1 protein-coding gene and 2 pseudogenes are annotated in these 24,769 nt (G+C 58.9%); all 3 read right to left on the reverse strand.

All coding sequences use genetic code 11. The features are described from left to right. Nucleotide 1 precedes the first annotated feature (1 nt). The 3 genes and pseudogenes from CRI63_RS04320 to CRI63_RS04330 all read right to left on the reverse strand — a co-directional run bounded on the left by CRI63_RS04320 (nt 2) and on the right by CRI63_RS04330 (nt 24,768). Nucleotides 2–21,670 (reverse strand): annotated as a pseudogene (locus CRI63_RS04320) (Ig-like domain-containing protein). 108 nt (nt 21,671–21,778) lie between these two features. Next, the gene (locus tag CRI63_RS04325) at nt 21,779–23,134 is read right to left on the reverse strand and encodes a TolC family outer membrane protein (protein WP_130215513.1); all 1,356 of its coding nucleotides are present in this window, start codon (nt 23,132–23,134) and stop codon (nt 21,779–21,781) included. 342 nt (nt 23,135–23,476) lie between these two features. After that, nucleotides 23,477–24,768: pseudogene (locus CRI63_RS04330) on the reverse strand (APC family permease). Between the last annotated feature and the right edge of the window lies 1 nt (nt 24,769).

Raw genomic sequence — 24,769 nt, forward strand, 5'->3', positions numbered from 1 at the left:
TTTACACCACCATCAACTGATGATTCGCCAGCAATGTGGCGAGGTCGGTATGCACGCCCGTCAGCGTGACCACGTTAGTTGCCGCAAAAGTGCCGCCCGTGCCGTCGCGGTCGATCTGCACGATGGTGTCGCTGCCGCTCTGGGTGACTTTGACAAAATCACTGATGTTCCCAGCCTGCGCATCCAGCGTCGCTACGCCGTTGACGTAGCTGGCTTTGCCATTTCCGGTGTAGCCGCTGCCCTGCAACAGTTCACGAATATCAATGCGATCGGTGTCGGCGGTACCTTCCCATGTCCCTACCGTAAAACCATTCACCACGTCCGAGCCGTTGCCGCCAGTGGCGTCGCTGGCGTTGAGCAGTTTATAGAGCAAGGTATCGTGACCGCCGTTGCCGATGTTGAGCGTGTCGTTACCGCCGCGCCCTTCCAGTTGGTTATCGCCCGTGCTGCCGGTCAGAGTGTCGTTAAAGTTGGAGCCGGAAATACCTTCGATATTGGTAAATGTCGAGGTGTTAAAGCCGGTCGTCTGGGCAGTAGTGGTGCTTAAGTTGGCGGTGATCCCCACCGTGGAGAGGCGGAAATCAACCACGTCCATCCCGCCGTTCGCCAGCCAGGTTCCGGTGCCAGAGCTGTACACCCAGCCGCCGGAACCGTCGTAGGTGTCGGTACCTGCGGTAGCGAAGAAGGTATCGTTATAGCCGGTACCAACGTACTTACCGTTGTTGCTCGCCGTGCCTGCTTCGGCGCTGAGATCGTAAGCGTGGGTAGCATCGGTGGCATGTAAACCGCCCCAGGTGCTATTCACCGTCTGGTCAATATTGCTGGCGGTGGTGCCAGTGGATTTGATCAGCACCGCGTTGTAGGTTTCCCCGGCATTCAGCCCGTAGAAATTGACCAGCGCCGAGGTGTCGTTAACCCCCATCCCCGACTGCGGGTTGATGATTTGCGTGGCGACCAGCACACCCGCCGAGTTGTAGAGTTTTACGGTATTGCCGTAATAGACGTTAATGCCGTTGGGATCGGTGATGCGTAAGTGCAGCGAGGTGCCGTAGCTCACCGTGTTGGTGTTGCGAATCAGGAATACGCTGCCCGACTGTTTGGTCACCAGTACATCCACCGCGCCGTCCCAGTCGTAGTCCATTGCCGCCACGCCGCTGGTGGTGCCACTCTGGCTGCCGCCGAGTACCGACTGCGTCCAGTTGCTGGCACCACCAACGTTGGTGTAAAGATACGATTGTCCGGTCTGGGCGATACGGGCGATATCCATCAGACCGTCATGGTTCCAGTCCACCGCCAGGCTAAACTGACTGGCGTAGGTGGTTGCCGTTGCCCCCACCGCCACCGGACTTCCCAGCACGCCGTTGGTGTTGAATAACAGCGAGCCGTAGTTAGCTCTTCCCTGGCTGGCGGGCAGGAACAGATCCATATCGCCGTCACCATCGAAATCCGCCCAGGTCATGGAGACAGACGTCGAGTTACCGCCGCTGCCTGCAACGCTGAGGAAGGTATTGATGGTGTTTTGTCCCCAGACAAAAGTGCCGTTGCCCTGGCTGATGAGCGATGAAAGGGTGTAGTAGTTATTCAGGTTGAAGGTGTGCTGAACCAGGTCTACCCTGCCGTCATTATTCAGATCGACGCCGGAACCTTCGTTAAGGGAAAGATAGCCGTTTACTACCCCGCCGACCGTGGCGCTTCCTCCGTTGTTGGCGGTGGTGGAGTTGCCTACCAGAGTGCCTGCGTTATTCCACAGGAAGGTGTTGGAGTCCGGCCCGCCTGCGTCGCCAATCCAGAAATCGAGATAGCCGTCGCCCTCTTTATCAAACGCCACAATCGAGCCATACCACGTCAGCGTGCCGACGTTCACCTGAATCGCGCTGGAAAAGGTGCCGTCGCCGTTGTTGGTAAAACCGTTGATATAGCCCGTACCGTAGTCATCACGGGTGATAAACAGATCGCCCGTGCCGTTACGGTCATAATCGGCAATTGAACTGGTGGCGTAGTTGTTGCCGCTTTGCACCAGCGTCAGTGCGGTCTTCGACCAGGTGAGCGGATCGGTTGATTGCATAATTTGCTGGTTAGCCAGCACCGTCCACATCCCGTGGTTGTCGAGGCCGTAGGTCAGCCCCCAGGCGGTCGTTTTATTGGCAGTTGTCCAGGCGGGCGTGTAATCAATCGCCGCGTTAACCGTCACCGTGCCATTGCTGACGTTGGCGGTGTTGCCGTTGCCCGCCGAGCTTTTCACCTGCGCGGTGACGTTATAGGCGGTCGCGGACGCCGCCAGCACATCGGTATCCGGTAACTGCACATACCAGGTGTTGTGTGCCGGATCGACTACCACCGCACCGCCCGGCTGCGAGGTGTAGGTTTTGCCATTGATGACCACTTCGACATACTGCCCGCTGGCGAGCGCGGCAGTGATCACCCCGCTGATAATCGGCGTAGTATCGCGCGTGGTCTGGCTGGTGATTTGCGCCAGCGTGGTCGGAATAGAAGTATCGACCGTCAGGATAAAATCACTGGAGGAGGTGATATTCCCTGCCAGATCCACTACCCGCGCGCTGTAGGTATAGGCACCGCTGACCAGCCCGCTGTCGCTGTAGGTCCAGTTGAGTGCGCCGACCATCGTTACCGCGCCTAACAGCAAGCCATTGCGGTAGAGGTAAACCACTTCGCCGCTGGCCAGCGGGCCGGAGAGCACGCCGTTCAGCAGTGGCGTGGTATCGTCGGTGGCCTGCGAACTGCTTAACGTCCCCTGTCGCTGCCCGACATCATCGGTATACGACACAATAGTCGGCGTGGCGGTGGGGTTAATCGTATCGACCACCACCGTTTTCGACACCACCGGGCCGGTATTTCCCGCCAGATCCAGCACCCGCACCTGATAAATATAGCTGCCGTCGGTCAACGTGCGGCTGTCGGTGTAAGTCCACTGCGTGCCGTTGGTAGTGAGCGTGATCCAGGTCGCACCGCCATCAAGGCTAATCTGCGCCACTTCGCCGCTGGCAAGCCCCGCCCCCAGCGAACCGGTTAGCGTGAGCGTGGTGTCACTGGTGATAAAGTCAGTTGCCGAACTCCCCGTGTCGGTGCTGATGCTGGCAATGGTGAGCACCTGCGCCGGGTTAACGGTGTCGATCTGCGCCGTCTGGCTGCCGGTTGCGCCGACGTTACCCGCCAGATCGACCACCCGCACCTGCCAGGTCGTCGTGCCATTCGTTAGCGTGCGTCCGTCAACGTAACTCCAGTTCAGGCCGTCTGCCGCCAGCGTTACGTTCACCCAGGTTGCACCGTTATCGGTACTGATTTGCGCGAACTCATTAGCCCCTAGCGCCGCGCCCAGTACGCCGCGCACGGTCAGCGAGGTGTCGCTGGTAATAAAATCGCTGCTGCTGGCTCCGGTGTCATCGCTGATGCCGGTAATGGTGATACTTTTCGCCACTTCCGGGCTGCTGGTGTCGACCACCACGTTTTGCGTTGCGGTCTGCCCGACGTTCCCCGCCAGATCCACCACCCGCACCGTGTAGTTCCAGGTGCCGTCGGTCAGTGTGCGACCATCGGTATAGTTCCAGCTGGTGCCGATAACGGTTAAGGTGGTCCAAGTAACCCCGCCGTCGAGGCTGATTTGCGCCCGTTCATCGGCGGCCAGCGCCGCGCCGAGCGTCCCACGCACGGTCAGCGTGGTATCGCGGGTAACAAAATCGCTGCTGCTTAACCCGGTGTCATCGCTGATGCCCGCAATGGCGATGGTTTTGCTCGCCAGCGGCGCGGTGGTGTCCACGGTGACAATCTGGCTGGCGGTCGCACCGATATTTCCGGCGGTGTCGATCACCCGCACCTGATAGTTGTAGTTACCGTCAGCCAGCGTGCGTCCGTCAAGGTACGTCCAGGTCAAACCGCTTACCGAAAGATTCTGCCAGGTGGTGCCGCCATCGATACTGATTTGCGCGAACTCACCGGCAGAAAGCGTCGCGCCCAGCGTGCCGCTCACCGCAAGCGTCGTGTCGCTGGTGACAAAATCGTTAGCGATCAAGCCCGTATCGGTAGTGATCGCGCTGATGGCGATGGTTTTCACCGCTGGATCTGGCGCGATGGTGTCGATCACCACATTCTGGCTGTCGGTGGCGCCGACGTTGCCCGCCGCGTCAATCACCCGCACCTGATAGAGATAGTTGCCATCGGTCAGCGTGCGGCTGTCGTTATAGCGCCAGGTCGTGCCGGTAACGGTGAGCGTGATCCAGGTTACGCCGCCGTCGATACTGATTTGCGCCGTCTCGTTACTGGCAAGCGCGGCGGTGAGCGAGCCGTTGACCACCACCGGGCTGACGCTGGTGATAAAGTCGCTGGCGCTAAGGCCGGTGTCGGCTTGCAGGGAATCGATATTAATACCCATCGCCGGGGCGCTGAGATCGACGGTAATGGTGTGATTGCTGCTGCCGGTATTGCCAATGGCATTGCTCACCGAGGCGTTAATCACGTAGGCGTTGCCGTCCGCCAGCGCGGTGACATCGGCGCTGCCGAGGGTGTAGCTCCAGCTACCGCCGGTCTGCACGGTGGTGGTGTAGGTTTTACCGTTTAAGGTCAGGGTCAGCGTCTGCCCGACTGGGGCGGTGGTGGTGCCGCTGATCACCAAAGACGAGCCGTGTTCCGCTGCATTCACCACATCATCGCCCGCAAAGGTGTTAATAGTGACGGTAGGCACATCGCCGTTCAACGTCACGCCACGGCTGGCGCTGCCGGGGTTTCCGGCCTGATCGGCGACCGTCGCGCTGATGGTGTAGCTGCCGTCGCTTAATCCGGCAAACTGCTGCGCCGGAATAAAGACCGACCAGCTTCCGCCGCTGCCGACCGTGGCGGTCCAGCTCTGACCGTTAAAGGTGACGGTCACCGTCTGACCCACTTCGGCGGTGGTGGTGCCGCTGATGGTCTGCCCGGCAAGCTGCTCGGCGTTGTTGATAATATCGTCACCCGCCACGGTGGCGATGGTCACCGTTGGCGCAACGGTGTCAACGGTCAGAGCGTGCGTGGCCTGTCCGGGGTTACCGGCGCGATCGTTCACGCTGGCGGTAATGGTCTGCGCGCCCTGCCCGAGCGATGCCAGATCAGCCGCAGGCACGTTAAGCGCCCAGGTGCCATTGGCGGCAACCGTGGCAGTGTAAGTTTTGCCGCCAAAGGTCACGGTGACCGTCTGCCCCACTTCCGCGCTGGTAGAGCCGTTAAGGGTTAACGGCTGCTGTTGTTCTGCGGCGTTAAGTCGGTCGTCCGTCGAAACGGTGTTAATGCTGATAATCGGCGCGGTGAGATCCACGGCCACACTGCGCGAAGCCGTGGCGCTGTTTCCGGCGCTGTCCTGAGCGGAAGCGCTGACCGTGTAGCTGGTACCATCCGCCAGCGCCGCAACGTCTGCCGCTGGCACATTCACGCTCCAGCTCCCGTTGCTTTGAATAGTGGCGCTGTAGCCTTTGCCGTTAAGCAACACGGTCACCACTGTGCCTGTCGCAAAATTAGTGCCAGTGCCGCTCAGGGTCAGCGCACTGCCTGCTTCGGCGGCATTAATAAGGTTATCGCCGCTGATGGTGCTGACCGAAAGTGACACTGCCGCCGTGTTCACCTGCACATTGTGCGTCTGGGTGCTGCTGTTGCCTGCGCTATCGGTGATAGTGGCGCTGATGGTCACCGTGCCGTCCGCAAGGCCGGAAATCACGCTGGCAGGCACGCCGACGCTCCAGTTGCCGCTGGCATCGGTGCTGGTGACATACTGCTGCCCGGCGATGGTCACCACCAGGCGGTCGCCCGCGCCCGCGCCCGTGGCGGTGCCGCTGATAATCTGCGCCTGAGTGTGTTCGACGTTGTTAATCACATCATCGCCCGCCACGGTGTTAAAGCTGATGACGGGCGCGGTGGTATCGACGGTCACGCCTTTGCTGGCGCTTCCAGGATTCCCCGCCAGATCGCTGACCGTGGCGGTCAGGGTGTAGCCGTTATTTGCCAGTGCGGTTATGTCGCTGGCGGGTAGCGTTAAGCTCCAGCTACCGTCCGCCTGCACCGTGGTCTGGTAGTTAGTGCCGTTTAGCGTGACGGTGAGCGTCTGCCCCGTTTCCGCCGTGCTGGTGCCGGACACCGTTACGCCCGCTGCCGCTTCGCTGGCATTGATGATGTTATCGCTGGCAATGGTGTTGATAGTCACCGTTGGCGCGGCACTATCGACGCTGTATTCGTGCGTTGCCGTGGCGCTGTTGCCGTTGACGTTAGTCACCCGCACCTGGGTGCTGGCATCGCCATCACGCAGGGCCGCCATATCCGCCGCCGGAACAGTGGTGCTCCAGCTACCGTTTGCCGCCACCGTGGTGGTGTAGGTTTTACCGCCAAAAGTAATGGTAACGGTTTGCCCCGCTTCGACGCCGGACGTGCTGCCGGAGAGCGTTAGCGCCGCGCCTTTTTCGGCGGCGTTTATCACATCATCGCTGGTGATGGTGTTAATACTGACGGCGACGGTAGTGAGATCAACGGTCAGCGGATGGGTAATGCTGGTTTGCGTTCCGGCACTGTTCGCGCCGCTAACGGTAATGTTCAGCGTTCCCGCAGGCCAGTTGCTGACATCCGCCGCCGGAACGCCGACGCTCCAGGATCCGTTCGCCAGCACCGTCGCGGCGTAAGTTTGGTTGTTAATCACCACTGTCAACGCCGTGCCTACCGCAAAGCCGGAGCTGCTGCCGGTGATCACCTGCGCCTGAGCGTGTTCGATGATATTGACCACATCATCGCCCGCAACGGTATCCACCCGCAGACCTGGCAGACTGGCATCGATGGTGATATCGCGCGTGCCGCTGCCGGTGTTGCCAACGGCGTTGGTCACCGAGGCATTAACCGTTAACTCACCGTTACCCAGCGCCTGCCAGTCGGCGGCTGGTACGCTCACATTCCAGCTTAAATCTGGCTGGACGGTGGCGGTGTAAGTTTTGCCGCCCAGTTCAACGGTGACGGAGTTGCCCGCCGCCGCACCGGTTACCTGGCCGCTGATAGTTTGCGCGCTGCCCGCCTCTGAAGCGTTGATAATGTCGTCCGTCGCCACCGGATTAATGGTGACGCCCGGCAGCGCGGTATTGACCTGCACGTTATGGCTGGCGGTGCTGCTGTTGCCCTGAGCATTGGTGACGCTCGCCGTCACGCTGTAGGTGGCTTCGCCCAGCGCACTGACCGCCGAGGCGGGAACGGTGACGCTCCAGTTGCCGGAGGCGTCGGTGGTGGCGCTGTAGTTTTGTCCATTCAGCGTCACGGTGATCGCCGTACCCGCAGGCTGATCGCTGGTGCCGGAAAGCGCCAGATCGGATCCTTTTTCCGTCGCGTTGATCACATCATCGCCCGCGATGGTGTTGATGCTAATCACTGGCGCGGTGAGGCTGACGGTCACGGTGCGGCTGGCGTCATCGCTGTTGCCTGCCCGATCGCTGACGCTGGCGGTGATGGTCTGTGCGCCGCTACCGAGTGCCGTAACATCCGCTGCCGGTACGCCAACGCTCCAGTTGCCGGAGGCATCCAGGGTGGTGGTGTAGGTTTTGCCGTTGAGCACAACGCTCACCACATCGCCCGCTTCCCCGCCCGTGCTGGTGCCGGAGATCACCAGCGCCTGCCCGTGTTCGGCGTCGTTGATGATGTCATCGCCCGCCACGGTGTTAATGGTGAGAACGGGCGCGCTGGTGTCTACCGCCAGATTATGGCTGGCGCTGCCGGGGTTGCCCGCTTTGTCGTTGACCGTGGCGCTGACGGTGTAATTGCTTGCGGTCAGCGCACCTAAGGCTGAGGTGGGAACGCTGACGCTCCAGCTACCGTCCGCCTGCACATTACCGCTGTAGGTTGCGCCATTAAGGGTGACGGTGACCGTCTGCCCGGTTTCGGCGGTGCTGGTGCCGCTGAGGGTAAGCGGATTTCCCGCCTCTGTGGCGTTAAGAATGTCATCGCTGGCGATGGTGTTTATGGTGAGCGTCGGTGCGCTGGCATCAACACTATACGCATGGGTCGCCGAGGCACTGTTACCGCTCGCGCTGCTGACGCTGGCCTGCACGTTCGCCGCGCCGTCTGGCAGAGTTGCCAGATCTGCCGCCGGAACGTTCACGCTCCAGCTTCCGTTGGCGGCAACGCTTGCGGTGTAGGTTTTGCCGCCAAAGGTGACGGTAACGGTTTGCCCGCTTTCAATCCCGCTGGTGCTGCCAGAAAGGGTCAGGTCGGTGCCTTTTTCGGCGGCGTTAATCACGTCGTCGCTGGCAACGGTGTTGATGCTGATTGCCACCGCCGTTAAATCGACGGTGAACGGATGGCTGACGCTGACCGGGTTTCCGGCGCTGCTCTGTCCTGCCACGTCAACGGCCAACGGCCCCGCAGGCCATGCGCTAACGTTCGCCGCCGGAATGCCGACGCTCCAGCTACCGTCAGCCTGTACCGTGGCGGCATAGGCCACACCGTTGATGGTGACCGTCAGCGCTGCGCCTGCATTCAGGCCGCTACTGCCGCCGGTGATCACCAGCGCCTGCCCGTGTTCGATACTGTTGACGATATCATCGCCCGCCACGGTATCCACCCGCAGACCTGGCAGGTTGGCATCGATGGTGATATCCCGCGTGCCGCTACCTGTATTGCCATTCGCGTTGGTCACCGAGGCGGTAATGGTCAAATCGCCATTGCCCAGCCGCCTGAAGATCGGCTGCCGGAACGCTGATACTCCAGCTTAAGTTGCCCTGTACCGTGGTGGTGTAAGTGTTGCCGCCCAGCGTCACGGTGACCGTATCGCCAGCGGCGGCGCGGGTCACTACCCCGCTGATGGTTTGATCGGCCCCCGCTTCAGCGGCGTTGATAATATCGTCACCCGCCACAGTATTGATGGTGACGCCCGGCAGGCCGCTGTCGACCAGTAAATTCGCCTGGCTGCTGGCGGTGTTGCCCGCCGCACTGGTGGCACTGGCGCTGACCGTATAGTTAGCCTGGCCTAGAGCCGCCAGATCGCTGACCGGAACGGTTAAGGTCCAGTTGCCCGCCGCGTCGGTGGTGGCGCTGTAGTTATGACCGTTGAGCGTGACGGTAACCTGTGCGCCCGTCGCCAGCCCCGTACTGCTACCGCTGATGGTCAACGGCTGGCCTTTTTCATCGGCGTTCAGGACGTTATCGCCGCTGATGGCGTTAAAGGTAATTGACGGCAGGCCAGTATTGACCGTCACCTGATGGGTGGCGCTGCCGCTGTTTCCGGCGGCATCGGTGACGCTGGCGTTAATGGTCACCGTGCCGTTCGCCAGCGCCGAGACAACGCTTGCCGGAACACCGACGCTCCAGTTACCGCTGGCATCCAGCACCGTGGTAAAGGTGTTTATGCCGATAGTCACCGTCACGGTGCTACCGGTTGCCGCGCCCGTGGCGGAGCCGCTGATAATCTGCGCCTGGGCGTGTTCCGTCGCGTTGATCACATCATCGCCTGCCACCGTGTTGATGGTGACGACCGGAACGGAAGTATCCACCGTCAGGTTGTGGTTAACGGAGGCCGGGTTTCCGGCTTTGTCGCTCACTGCCGCGCTGACGGTGTAGTTGCTGGCGGTCAGCGCGCTTAAGTCGGCTGACGGCACGCTGACGCTCCAGCGGCCGTCCGTCTGTACCGTGCCGGTATAGTTTGCGCCATTGAGCGTAACGGTCACCGTCTGCCCCGCTTCCGCCGTGCTGCTGCCAGTGATGGTCAGCGCCGCTCCGGCTTCGGCGGCGTTAAGAATGTCGTTGCCCGCGATGGTGTTGATGGTCACCGTTGGCGCGCTGGCATCGACGCTGTAAGCATGGGTCGTAGTGGCGCTGTTGCCGTTAACATTGCTGACGCTGGCCTGTGCGCTGGCATCACCATCACGCAGGGCTGCCATATCCGCCGCCGGAACCGTGGTACTCCAGGAACCATTCGCCGCGACGCTTGCGCTATATGTTTTGCCGCCAAAGGTCACGGTGACCGTTTGCCCGGCTTCGACGCCGGAAGTGCTACCGGTGAGCGTTAACGCCGCGCCTTTTTCAGCGGCGTTAATCACATCATCGGCGGTAATGGCGTTGATGCTGACGGCAATCGCCGAGAGATCGACAGTCACCGGATGCGTAACGCTGACCGGATTTCCGGCTGTGGTGCTACCGCTCGCCGTAATTGTGACCGTCCCCGCAGGCCAGGCGCTGACATCCACCGCCGGAACGCCGACGCTCCAGGTGCCATCCGCCAGTACCGCCGCAACATAGGTTTGCCCGTTAATGGTCAGAGTGACGTTGCTGCCCGTCGCCAGACCGGAACTGCTGCCGGTAATCACCAGCGCCTGTCCGTGCTCGATAATATTGACCACATCATCGCCAGCCACGGTATCGACCCGCAGACCGGGCAGATTCGCGTCGATGGTGATTTCACGCGTGCCGTTACCGGTATTGCCTACGCTGTTCGTTACCGAAGCCGAAATGGTCAGTTCGCCGTTGCCCAATGCTTGTAAAGCGGCTGCCGGAACATTAATACTCCAGCTTAAATTGGCCTGCACCGTGGCGATGTAAGTCGCCCCGCCGAGCGTGACGGTTACCGTGTCGCCTGCCGCCGCGCCTGTGACCTGACCGCTGATGGTCTGGCCCGCGCCCGCTTCGGCAGCGTTAATAATATCGTCGCTCGCCACAACGTTAATGGTGACGCCCGGCAGCGCGGTATTGACCTGCACATTATGGCTGGCGGAACCGCTGTTGCCATCAACATCGGTTGCGGCGGCGGTTACGGTATAAGTCGCTTCACCAAGCGCGCTCACAGCGGACGCCGGAACGGTCACGCTCCAGTTACCTGAGGCATCGGCTGTGGTGGTGTAATTTTGCCCGTTGAGCGTAACGGTTACCTGCGTACCCGCAGGCTGGTTGCTGGTGCCGGAAATCGCCAGATCCGCGCCTTTCTCCGTGGCGTTGATAATGTCATCGACGGCAATCGTGTTGATGCCGAGCACGGGTGCGCCGAGCGCCACGGTGACGGTGTGCGAGGCTGTGCCACTGTTGCCGGCGGAGTCGGTGACCGTGGCGGTAATGGTCACATCGCCCTGCGCCAGTGCGGTAATCACGCTGGCAGGCACGCCGATGCTCCAGTTGCCGTTGGCGTCCAGCACGGTGGTGTAGGTGGTCGTGCCAATCGTCACGGAAACCGTGTTACCCGTCGTCGCGCCCGTTGCCGAGCCGCTGATAATCTGCGCCTGAGCATGTTCCGTGGCGTTGATGATGTCATCGCCCGCTACCGTGTTGATGGTGACGACTGGGGCAACGAGATCTACCGTCAGATTATGCGTTGCCGAGGCCGGATTTCCGGCTTTGTCACTGACCGCCGCGCTCACCGTATACGAGCTGGCGGTAAGGTTGGCTAAATCGCCAGTCGGGACGCTGACGCTCCAGCTACCGTCAGCCTGTACGTTCCCGCTGTAACTGACGCCGTTTAGCGTCACGGTCACCGTCTGCCCGGCTTCTGCCGTACTGGTGCCGCTGATGGTCAGCGCCGTTCCGGCTTCAGCGGCATTAAGAATATCGTCCGAGGCGATGGTGTTGATAGTAACGGATGGCGCGGTGGCATCAACGCTGTAAGCATGCGTTGCCTGGGCGATGTTGCCAGCTACGTTGCTGACGCTGGCTTGTACGTTTGCTGCGCCATCTGGCAAGGTTGCGAGATCCGCTGCCGGAACTGTCAAGCCCCAGCTACCGCCCGTTGCCACGGTGGTGGTGTAGCTTTTGCCGCCGAAAATAACGGTAATGGTCTGCCCCGCTTCCACGCCGGAGGTGGTGCCGGAGAGCTGCAAATCGCTGCCTTTCTCGGCGGCGTTAATGATATCGTCAGTGGAAAGGGTATTGATGGTAATCGCCACGGCAGCAAGATCGACCGTGACCGGATGGCTAATGCTGGTTGTGGTTCCGGCGGTATTAGTGCCAGAGACGGCAATATTGACCGTCCCCGCAGGCCAGTTTGTGACATCCGCTGCCGGAATTCCCACGCTCCAGGTGCCATCGGCAAGTACCGTTGCGCCATAGGTAACGTTGTTGATGACTACCGTCAACGCCGCGCCCGCCGCCAGTCCGGTGCTGCTACCGGTGACCACCAGCGCCTGACCGTGCTCGATAATATTGACCACATCATCGCCTGCCACGGTATCGACGCGCAGACCAGGCAGGTTGGCGTCTATTACGATGTCGTGCGTTGCGGTGCCAGTATTATTTGCGGAATTGGTCACCGAGGCGCTGATGGTCAGTTCTCCGTTGCCCAGCGCCTGCAAAACGTTCGCAGGTACGCTGACGCTCCAGCTTAAATCTGGCTGTACGGTGGCGTTATATTGATTGCCACCAATAGTGACAATCACCGTATTCCCCGCAGCCGCCGTTCCCGTCACCTGACCGCTGATGGTCTGGTTAACGGCGATTTCAGCGGCGTTGATAATGTCATCACCTGCCACAGTATTAATGATCACCCCAGGCAGAAGTGATTCGACATTCACCGTATGCGTTGTGCTGCCGCTGTTGCCCGCGCTATCGGTGGCGCTGGCGCTAATCTGGTACACCGCCTCGCCCAATGCGCCGACTGCCGAAGCAGGCACGGTAACGCTCCAGTTGCCGGAACTATCGGTAGTGGCGCTGTACGCCAGGCCATTCAACATCACAGTGACCGTGGTGCCTGTCGCCAGGCCGCTGGAGCCACCGCTGATGGTCAGATCCTGGGTTTTCTCGGTACTGTTAATAATGTCATCGCCGGAGACGATATTGATGGTCAGCGTCGGGCCGCTGAGATCAACGGTCACATCGTGAGTCGTGCTGTCGCTGTTGCCCGCGCGATCGATCAGGCTGGCGGTGATGGTCTGGCTACCGGTTGCCAGCGCCGTGACATCCGCCGCCGGAATGCCCACACTCCAGTTACCGGAGGCGTCCAGCGTGGTCGTATAGTTTTGCCGTTGAGCGTGACGGTGACCATATCGCCGGGTTCCGCGCCCGTGCTAGTGCCGCTCACCACCAGCGCCTGCCCGTGTTCGATGGCGTTAATAATGTCATCGCCCGCGACGGTGTTAATGGTGAGATCCGGCGCGGTGACGTCCACCGCCAGCGCATGGTCGGCGCTTGCCGGGTTGCCCGCTTTGTCGCTCACCGTCGCAGTCACGGTATAGCTGCTGGCGGTTAATCCGCTTAAATCCGTTGCCGGAACATTCACGCTCCAGGTGCCATCGGCCTGGACGGTGGTCTGGTACGTGTTGTTATTGAGCGTGACGGTCAGCGTCTGCCCGGCCTGCGCCGTGGTGGTGCCGCTGATGGTGATCCCCGCGCCCGCTTCGCTCACGTTGAGAATATCGTCGCTGGCGATGGTGTTGATGATCACAAGCGGCGCGGTGGCATCGACGCTGTACGCGCGATCCGCCTGGGCGCTGTTGCCGTTAATGTTGCTGACGCTCGCCTGCACGTTGCCCGCGCCGTCAGGCAGCGCGGCGAGATCGGCAGGCGGCACATTCACCGTCCAGCTACCGTTGGCTTCCACGGTGGTGGTGTAATTTTTACCGCCAAAGGTGACGGTCACCGTCTGTCCGGCTTCCACGCCGCTGGTGCTGCCGCTTACGACCAGCGTTTCGCCTTTTTCGACGGCGTTGATCACATCATCGCCAGAGAGTGTGTTAATGGTGATGGCGACCGCCGCCAGATCGACGGTAACCGGATGGGTAATGGTGGAGGTTGTTCCGGCGCTGTTGGTGCCGCTTACCGTAATATCCACCGTACCCGCAGGCCAGTTGCTGACGTCGGCTGCCGGAACACCAAGGCTCCATGTGCCGTCGGCTAACACCGTCGCGGCGTAAGTCACATTATTGATAACGACCGTTAACGCGGTTCCTGCCGTCAGTCCGGTGCTGCTCCCGGTGATCACCAGCGCCTGATTGTGCTCAATGCTGTTAATAACATCATCGCCCGCTACGGTATCGACACGCAGACCAGGCAGATTGGCGTCGATAGTGATATCTCGCGAGCCGCTGCCTGTATTGCCGACGCCATTGGTGACCGAGGCGTTAACTGTCAGAGAACCGTTACCCAGCGCCTGAATATCCGCCGCCGGAACGTCCACACTCCAGCTTAAGTTGGCCTGCACCGTGGTGGTGTAGGTGTTGCCACCCAGCGTAACGGTGACCGTATCCCCCGCCGCGGCACCCGTGACCTGGCCGCTGATGGTTTGCGCATTGCCCGATTCGGCAGCGTTGATAATATCGTCGGTCGCCACCGCGTTAATGGTGACGGCAGGCAAGGCGCTGTTGACCAGCACGTTATGGCTGGCGGAATTGCTGTTGCCTGCCGTGTCGGTGACGTTCGCGGTTACCGTGTAGTTGGCCTCACCCAGCTCGCTAACCGCTGAGGCTGGCACCGTGGCGCTCCAGTTGCCGGAAGCATCTGCGGTGGCGGTGTAATTTTGCCCGTTCAGCGTCACTGTAATTGTGGTGCCTGCGGGTTGATTACTGGTGCCGGAAATTTGCAGATCCGCGCCTTTTTCCGTGGCGTTAATCACGTCATCGCCGGCGATAGTGTTGATACCAATGGTTGGCGAGGTGAGATTCACAGTGATCGTGTGGCTGGCGTCATCGCTGTTGCCTGCCGCGTCGGTAATTGCCGCAGTGATGGTTTGCGGGCCGCTGCCCAGCGCAGTGACATCTGACAGCGGAACGCCGACGCTCCAGTTGCCGGAAGCGTCCAGCGTGGTGGTGTAGGTTTTACTGTTTAACGTGACGGTGATGACATCGCCCGCTTCGCCGCCAGTGCTGGAGCCTGAAATAACCAGCGCCTGCCCGTGTTCGGCGGCGTTAATAATGTCATCGCCAGAGACGGTGTTGATGGTCAGCACTGGAACAGTGAGATCCACCGCCAGACCGTGAGTGGCGGTCGCCGGGTTACCCGCTTTATCGCTTACCGAGGCGCTGACCGTGTACGGGCTGGCGGTCAGATTGCTGAGATCCGCCGTCGGTACGCTGACGCTCCAGCTTCCGTCAGCCTGGACGGTGCCGCTGTAAGTCACGCCATTAAGCGTGACGGTTACCGTCTGCCCCACTTCGGCGGTGCTGCTGCCGCTGATGGTTAACGGATTGCCCGCCTCGGCGGCGTTAAGAATATCGTCGGTGGCGATGGTGTTAATGGCAAGCGTCGGGGCTGTGGCATCGACGCTATAGTCGTGCGTCGCCGAAGCCGTGTTGCCGTTAATAGTGCTGACGCTGGCCTGTACCGTGGCGTCACCGTCGCGTAATGCGCTGAGATCGGCGGCAGGCACGGTGGTTGTCCAGCTGCCATCGCCCGCTACGGTGGCGGTGTAGGTTTTGCCGCCAAAGGTGACGGTGACGGTTTGCCCCGCTTCCACGCCGGAAGTGCTGCCGGAAAGGGTTAAATCAGCCCCTTTTTCAGCGGCGTTAATCACATCATCGCCGGAAACGGTGTGAATGGAGATCGCCACCGCTGCCAGATCGACGGTGACCGGATGAGTGATAGTGACCGGGTTTCCGGCGCTACTGGCGCCTGAAACCGTGATATTCACCGTCCCCGCAGGCCAGTTGCCCACATCTGCCGCCGGAACACCAACGCTCCACGTGCCATCGGCTAATACTGTCGCAGCGTAAGTGACCGTGTTAATCACCACCGTCAGCGCCGCGCCCGTCGCCAGCCCGCTGCTACTACCGGTTATTACCAGCGCCTGAGCGTGCTCAATGCTATTGACCACATCATCGCCCGCCACGGTATCAACGCGCAGACCTGGCAGGTTGGCATCGATAGTTATATCGCGCGAACCGCTGCCGGTATTGCCAACGCCGTTGGTCACCGAGGCGTTAACCGTGAGGTCGCCATTACCGATGGCCTGAATATCCGCTGCCGGAACGTCCACGCTCCAGCTTAAATTCCCCTGCACGGTAGCGGTGTAGGTTTTCCCGCCAAACGTCACGGTAACCGTATCGCCCGCCGCCGCGCCCGTCACCTGACCGCTGATGGTCTGCGCCACGCCCGATTCGGCGGCGTTAATAATATCGTCAGTCGCTACCGGATTAATGGTGACACCCGGCAACGCGGTATTGACCTGCACGTTATGGCTGGCGGAATTGCTGTTGCCTGCGCTGTCGGTGACGTTCGCCGTCACCGTGTAACTGGCTTCGCCCAGCGCACTGACGGCGGAGGCTGGCACCGTGGTGCTCCAGTTTCCTGCGGCGTCCGTCGTGGCGGTGTAATTTTGTCCGTTAAGCGTCAGCGTAATTGTGGTGCCTGCGGGCTGATTGCTGGTGCCGGAAATTTGCAGGTCCGCGCCTTTTTCGGTGGCGTTAATCACGTCATCGGTGGCGATGGTGTTGATGCCAATGGTCGGCGCGGTAAGGTTAACGGTAACCGTGTGCGTCTCACTATCGCTGTTACCGGCGGCATCGGTAATGCTGGCAGTGATGGTTTGCGGGCCGCTACCAAGCGCAGTGACATCCGCCGCCGGAACGCCGACGCTCCAGTTGCCGGAAGCGTCCAGGGTTGTTGTATAGGTTTTACTGTTTAGCGTGACGCTGACGACATCCCCCGCTTCTCCGCCAGTGCTGGAACCGGAAATCACCAGCGCCTGCCCGTGCTCGGCAGCGTTAATAATATCGTCGCCCGCAATGGTATTGATGGTGAGTACCGGAACGGTGAGATCCACCGCCAGATTATGCGTGGTGCTCGCCGGGTTGCCCGCTTTGTCATTGACCGTCGCGGTCAGGGTGTGGCTGCCATCGGTCAATGCCTCAAGATCTGCCGCCGGAATATTAATACTCCAGCTGCCGTCGGCCTGTACCGTTGCCTGATACGTATGCACGGTCGGGCTATTGAGCGTTATCGTAACAATCTGCCCCGCTTCGGCGGTGGTGGTGCCGCTCACCGTCACGCCCGCATCAGCTTCGCTGGCGTTGACGATATTGTCGCTCGCGACGGTATTGATAATGATGGTTGGCGCGCTGCTGTCGACACTGTAGCTATGCACCGCCGAGGCGCTATTGCCGTTGATATTGCTGACGCTGGCCTGCGCGGAGGCGCTGCCATCGGTTAATGACGCCAGATCGGCGGCGGGAACAGTGGCGGTCCAGCTACCATCGCTCGCCACGGTAGCGGTGTAGTTTTTACCGCCAAAGGTCACGGTGACCGTTTGCCCGGCTTCTACATTCGTGGTGGTGCCGGAAAGCGTTAAATCAGCGCCTTTTTCTGCGGCGTTAATCACATCGTCCGTGGCGATAGTGTTGATGGTGATCGCCGCCGGAGTGAGATCCACCGTTACCGGATGCGTAATGCTTATCGGATTTCCGGCGCTACTTTCCCCGGACACGGCAATATTAACCGTCCCCGCAGGCCAGGCGCTAACCTGCGCCGCCGTAACGCCCACACTCCAGCTGCCATCGGCCTGCACCGCAGTGGTGTAGTCCACATTATTAATTGTGACGGTAAGCGGCGTGCCTTCTGCCAGCCCCGAGCTGCTGCCGGTGACAACCAGCGCCTGCCCGTGTTCGATGATATTGACCACATCATCGCCCGCCACCGTATCGACCCGCAGACCGGGCAGATTGGCGTCGATGGTGATATCCCGCGTGCCGCTACCGGTATTGCCGTTTTGATTGGTGACCGAGGCGCTCACCGTTAAATCGCCATTACCCAGCGCCTGAATATCTGCCGCCGGAACGCTCACGCTCCAGCTTAAATTGGCCTGCACGGTGGTGGTGTAAGTATTACCGCCCAGCGTAATCGTTACCGTGTCGCCAACGGCGGCTCCAGTAACCTGCCCGCTGATGGTTTGCGCTACGCCCGCTTCGGCGGCGTTAATAATATCGTCGGTTGCCACCGGGTTAATTGTCACACCGGGCAACGCGCTGTCGACCAGCACGTTATGGCTGGCGGTGGCGCTGTTGCCGATACCGCTGGTCACCGCTGCCGTCACCGTATAGTTGGCCTGGCCCAGGGCGGTGACCGCCGATGCCGGAACCGTCACGCTCCAGTTGCCGGAGGCGTCGGTCGTCGCCGTATAGTTTTGCCCGTTCAGCGTCACGGTGATGGCGGTATTAACAGGCTGATCGCTGGTGCCGGTAATTTGAACATCGGCCCCTTTTTCGCTGGCGTTAATCACATCATCACCAGCAATGGTGTTAATACCAATCACCGGCGCGGCGGTATCGACCGTGACGGTCAGTGACTGGCTGCCCGTGTTTCCGGCACGATCGGTTACTGAGACGCTGACAGGATAACTGCCGTCCGCCAGCCCACTGACCACCGAGGCCGGAACGCCCAGACTCCAGTTGCCGGAAGCATCCACCACGGTGGTGTAATTCACATTATTCAGCGTCACGGTGACGATATCGCCCGCCTGTGCGCCAGTGACCGTGCCGCTGATAATTTGCGCCTGAGTGTGTTCCGGCGTGTTGATGACGTTATCGGTCGCCACCGGATTAATGGTTACTACAGGTGGCGTGGCGTCCACCAACGCCACGCGTGAGACGCTGGTCGGGTTACCTGCGATATCGTTCACGCTGGCGGTGACGGTGGCGTTGCCGTCAGCCAGTGCGTCAACATTCGCGGCGGGAACGGTCACGCTCCAGGTGCCGTCTGGCTGCACGACGCCCTGATAGGTTTGCCCATTCAACGTAACGGTCACCGTCTGCCCCGGCTGGGCGTCGGTGGTGCCAGTGATTTGCAGATCCTGACCACTTTCGGCGGCGTTGATGATGTTATCGGCGGTCAGCGGATCGATGCTCAACGCCGGGGCCTGGCTGTCGACGGTAATGGTGCGGGAGGTGTCGCCAGTGTTACCGCTGATGTTGGTGACGGTCGCGGTGATTTCCGCTGCGCCATCTGCCAGGCTGCTCACCGCGCTGGCGGGAACGGTCAGGCTCCAGGAACCGTCATTCTGAACAGTGGTCGTCAGGGTTTGCCCGGCAAATTTCACGACTACCGTTTGCCCGGCCTCTACTCCTTGAGTAGTGCCGGTCAGCGTCAGCGGCGCGCCTTTTTCTGCGGCATTAATAATGTCATCGCCGGAGACGGTATTGATAACAATCGCCACGCTACCCGCATCAACCAGCACATTATGGTTGATAGAAACCGGGTTACCTGCCGGATCTTCCGCACTGGCGGTAACAATAACCGTGCCCGCAGTGAGCGCCTGCAAGTCCGCAGCTGGAACACCCACCTGCCAGTTGCCGTTGCTGTCGGTCACGCCCTGATAGCTTTCGTTGCCGAGTGTTACCGTCACGGTAGTGTCCGCAGGTAAATGGCTACTGCTGCCAGAAATGACCAAATCCTGCTGCTGTTCGAGAGCGTTAATAATGTCATCGCCGGAGACAGTATTGATACGCAGTCCCGGCAGCGTGGCGCTGATGGTGATATCACGCTCACCATTACCAGTGTTGCCATGCCCGTTCGTCACAGAGGCATTTATCGTTAACGCCCCATCGCCCAGCGCCTGTAAATCCGCCGTCGGTACGTTCACGCTCCAGGTAAGGTTGCTGCCCACCGTCGCCGTGTAGGTATGACCGCCCAGTTCAATAGTGACGGTATCGCCCTGCACCGCACCCACGACGCGCCCACTGAGGGTTTGATCTGCCGCTGCTTCGGCGTTGTTAACAATGTTGTCGCCTGCAAAGGTGTTGATGATCACCTGCGGCAGCACCGTATCGACCAGCAAATTGCTCTGCGCGGTGCCGGTGTTGCCGGTCACATCGGTGGCGCTGGCGGTAACGGTGTAATTGGTGTTTGCCAGATTCAGGACATCGCTCACCGGAACATTCAGCGACCAGACGCCGCCGCTGACCTGAGCGCTATACGTGACATTATTCAGCGTCACGTTAACCGTGCCGCCGTCAGGTAAATTGCTGGTGCCACTTAACGTGAGCGGCTGCTGAGATTCCAGCGCATTCAGTACGTTATCACCGCTGATAGTATCTATTGCCACCTGCGGCGCGACGCCTGCCAGCGTGATGTTATGGGTCGCTGTACCGGTATTTCCAGCGGCATCAGTAACCGTGACGATGATGTCGTTAGGGCCACGCGCCAGAGTACGGGTTACCGCCGGATCCAGCGCCACATTCCAGCTGCCATCTGCCAGCACAATGCCCGTCAGGACATGAGTGCCCAATTTCACCGTTACCGTATCGCCAGGAGAAGCACCGCTGACTTGTCCGGAGATGATCTGCGCGACGGCCTGCTCGGCATTATTAAGAATATCGTCGCCCGCTACGGTATTAACACTGACCACGGGTGCTGAGGTGTCTACCGTAAAATTCGCGCTGTTGCTGGTGCTGTTCCCTGCCCGATCGCTGACACTGGCATTGACAGCGTAATTACCCTCCGCCAGTGCCTGGACCTCCGTAGCAGGCAGCGTCACTTGCCAGGTTCCGTCGCTACCGACGGTTGCTGTATGGCTTTTCCCGTTGACGGTCAGGGTTACGGTTTGCCCCGCTTCCGCATTCGACGTACCGCTCAGTACCAGCGCGGCGTTATGCTCGGCGGCGCTGACAATGTTGTCCTGGGCGATGGTGTTGATAGCAAGTGTCGGCGGTTGGGTATCGACCGTTAACAGTTGCGCGCCAGTGACCGTATTGCCCGTGGCATCTTTCCCACTGACCAGCACCGCCTGATTCCCTTCGCCTAACGCTTGCGCATCGGCAGTCGGCACCTGCACGCTCCATCCACCGTTAGCCCCAACGGTGGTAGTGTAGGTTTTGCCGTTTAGCGTGACGGTGAGTTCTGTTCCCTGTGCCAGATGGCTACTCGTGCCAGAAAGCGTAAATCCGGCGGCCTGTTCGCTGGCGTTAATGATGTTATCGCCTGCGGTGGTGGCGAGCTGTACGGCGGCCTGACTATTGTCGATGGTTAACGTTATCGAACCGGCGTTAGTAATGGTGCTACCGACGATTTGCACCACTGACCAGGTATGTTCGCCCGCGCTTTGCGTGGGCAAATCGACGCTCCAGCGTCCATCGCTACCGACTTGAGTACTGGCGATGGTGTCACCATTGCTGTCTTTAATCTGAATGGTTGCCCCCGCCTGCCCGCTGCCGCTAAAGGTTGGCGTAGTGTCATCGGTGGTATCGTTGGCGGAAAGAATACCGCGTTGATCGCCCTGATTATCGGTTACCAAAAACGATGGCGTGGCGTTGCCGGGTTCGGCTGGCGGTGGGTTGTTAACCACTTCAGTTTTTGAGTCATCATCGCCACCGCTTGCCAGTAAAGCGCCTAGCGCGCCGCCACCTACCGCCGCCCCCGCCAGCCATCCCCACGGGAAAGCCGTCGTCTGGCCGACGATATCAAGGTACGGCGCAATGCTTTCAATTGCCGTAGTCTGAGCGGTCAGCTCCACGGGCGCTAATCCACCTGCCGCGGTATCGGCAAAGGTGACATGAGTCAGCTGTTGACCATCGGCAAACACCAGTTCGGATTGTTCGCTGGTATTTGCCGCTTGCAGGAAATAACCGTTGCAGCGGATCACCGTGCCGTCCTGCATATAGATCAACAAGTCATTTCCGTCACGAACATAACGCGCAACGGCAGATGCCTGAGCATGAACCTGCACCACAGAGGGCTCATAAATGACAACCGTAACGTCGCCAGGATTGATCAGCGTTTGTTTGACGGATGTTTTTCGCGAAATAACATCAATAATCAGGCTCATAATGGCATTCCTGATAAATGGCGCACATCCTTAGCGAGTCCATTTATCTAAATAAGACAAAGGTAATCACTCAACAACGATGCATACCTGATATTAATAATGGCAGGATTATTTCAAGTCGGGTAAGTCGTTGTATAAGCCCTGTTTAATTCCCGCTAATGGAATAAGGTTATTAACCGCAGCGGCATAATTCACTGCGGCGACCCAGCCATCATAATTGGCATTTATTTCAGCCGATTGCGCCTGAAAGACATCTTGCTCGACGGTTAATAGATCATTCAGGCTGCGTTTACCCAATTTATATTCATTTTGGTACACATCTCTCGTTTTGTGCGCACTTTCAGATTGCGCTAACCCAGCCTCTTCACGACCCCGTGCGCCAGTCCAGTTGGCATACGCCACCGACGCTCGTTGAAGCACGTCCAGTTTTGCCTGCTCAACCTGCGAAGCAGAGATTTTTTGTTGCCCTTCGGCCTGTTGCACCTGGGCTGAAACCGCGCCGCCCTGATACAGCGGCGCGTTGACGTTCAGTTGTAACTGATCATCCCAATACGAGCGGTCGCTGGTCTGGTAGCGTGTTTTGCCGCCCTGAATACTGAGCGTAGGCCAGTATTGCGATTTGGTTTTCTCCACGCCGTACTGGGCAGACTGGCGTAAGTTTTCTGCCGCCAGTACCAGCGGGATGGACTGATAGTCGATATTTTTTAGCGACACTGGCTGTTCGGCTAATGCGGCTGGCGGCGAAGCTATCGCCTCCGGCTGTACGCCTGTGAGCACCGCCAGCTGTGCTTTGGCGCTTGTCATCTGTGCCTGATATTGTTCCAGCGTCGAGCGCATTCCCGCTATACGCGTTTGCGCCTGTAACTCATCGGATGATGAATTAAGCCCGGCGTTGGCGCGTAGTGCAGCCATGTTGTAGACGTTTTCCAGAGAGTGAATGTTACGTTGCGCTGCGTCGCACAAAGCCTGATAACGACTGACTTCCATATAGGTCGTCGCCGTCTTTTCGGCTACGTCGGTTAAGGTTGCCATCAATTTAAAGCGGTAGCTGTCACGAGCAGCAGTTTGCAGTTTGATATCGTTACTGGTTTTACCAAAGTCATACACCAGCTGCGTCAGGGTTATGCCATAAGAAACGTTGTTATCCAGCCTGCCGCTGGAGTCCGTTTGCCGGGAAGGCCCCGCATTACCCGTTAAACCGATGTGCGGATACCAGGCGCTTTTGGCTTCATCGATTTGCGCTTCACCAATACCTATCTGCGCCGCCTGTTGGGTGACGTCGGGGTTTCGCGCAAAGGCACGCAATATGCTTTCCTGTAACGATAAACTGGCAACCGGCGTAACCGCAGGGGCATTCGCCCATTGCGGTAATGGCGCAGCAAGCGCGTCTCCACCCATCACAATAAAACTGATTAAAAATATCAGACCTTTATTTTTACGGTTTTTTAATTGTAATCGCGCCATAGATAAGTCACTTCCTTCCAGGTCATTATTTTAACTGATCTTTATAACCAGCATCATTTTATTTAAGAAGGGTAATAACTTGTGCATCTCTTTTGTTTTTACTTCCCCCATTAAAAGAAATGCAGTGAAAAAGCTTATACGTTATTTATTAAGAATACACTACGACTTTTAGTTTACCATCATCCTCGTTAAGAATAATCCACGATAAGAAGTGATAGAAATCACAGTTTTATCGTCTATATATCTTTTTGGTGTGAATTATTTATTAAAAGCATAAGCAAGGAATTAAATTAAGGATAAAAAATAAAAGCGCAGTGCAGAAAGCACTGCGCACAAGAAGGTTTATACCGTTTTATTCCGTTTCATTACCATTGCCACAATAAGGCTTAGTAATAGTGCGCCTATAATCCACATCAGCGCACTACTGCCCTGGGACCACAGGCTGTAAATAAAACCGATGATCACCAACAACATAACCAGCGTGCCAACGATGAGGATTGGCAACGAGGCGTGGATATCATGACGCAGGCGGATAGCGACCATAAACACCGCCAGGTAACAGACCAAAAAAGTGGCACTGGCGACGCTGGCGAGCGAGCTAAATTCAACGCCGCCGTCATCAGCATGATCAACACCACCACGATGATGTTGCCCCATGTGCTCTGCCGCCACAGGGATTTATTCATTAGCTTCGGCAGTTCATGCTCGCTGCCCATGTTGTCCATAATATTAAATACCGCGAACAGGTTAGCGTTAATGGCTGAAGCCGTCGCCAGTAAAGCGCCGATCACCACAATCACATACCCCACATGCCCGAGCAGCGGAGAAGCGGCCTGCGCTACCGCGGTATCGGCATATTTTTCTAACTCTAATGCCGAAACATCGCTAAGCAATACCAGCGCTAGTGCGATGTAAAGCAGCGTAGTAACGCCAATCGCCACCAGAAACGCCCGTGGCATAATGACCGCCGGATCTTTTACTTTATCCGCCGCGTTCGCCATCATGCCAAAGCCCGCGTAGGCAAGGAAGGTAATCCCGATACAGGAGAAGAACGCGCCGGAAGTGGGTGGCGCGGAGACAGAAATGTGCGCAGGTTGTAGCGACCAGACACCCGCAATGATCAACAACAACAGGATCATCATTTTGATGCCAACGAGGATAACTTCCAGTCGGCCTACCGCGTGGTTGCTTAAAGAGTTGAATAACGTCATCAGCGCAATGATAGCCAGCGCGTACAGCAAAATAAGATGCTCATCCTGGCTGCCTTCATGCAGAAACTGCACGGCATAAGCACCAAATGCGCGGGCAACCATAGCAATACTCACCGCCAGCGTCATCAGGTAAAGCAAGGATAATGCCAGCGAAAAGACGCCGTTCCCTAATCCCCGGCGAAAGAAGTCAATAATCCCGCCGTTACTGGGATAACTCGCCCCAAGCCGCGCATAGGCATAACCGGAAAACATCGCCACTATGCCGCCAAAGGCAAAAGCGACCCAGGTTGAGGCTTCCATTAACAACGCCGCCTGCCCCAGCAGGGCAAAGATCCCTGCCCCCACCATTGCCCCGATGCCAATGGAAACGACATTCCATAGCCCGAGGGGTTTGTTACCGTTATCACCTTCCGCGTTCATCATG

Source organism: Escherichia sp. E2661 (assembly GCF_004745185.1).
Taxonomy (GTDB): Bacteria; Pseudomonadota; Gammaproteobacteria; order Enterobacterales; family Enterobacteriaceae; genus Escherichia.

Bases quoted from the DNA above. Each gene is read 5' to 3' on its own strand.
- CRI63_RS04325 (WP_130215513.1), bottom strand. From the start codon at position 23,134: ATGGCGCGATTACAATTAAAAAACCGTAAAAATAAAGGTCTGATATTT.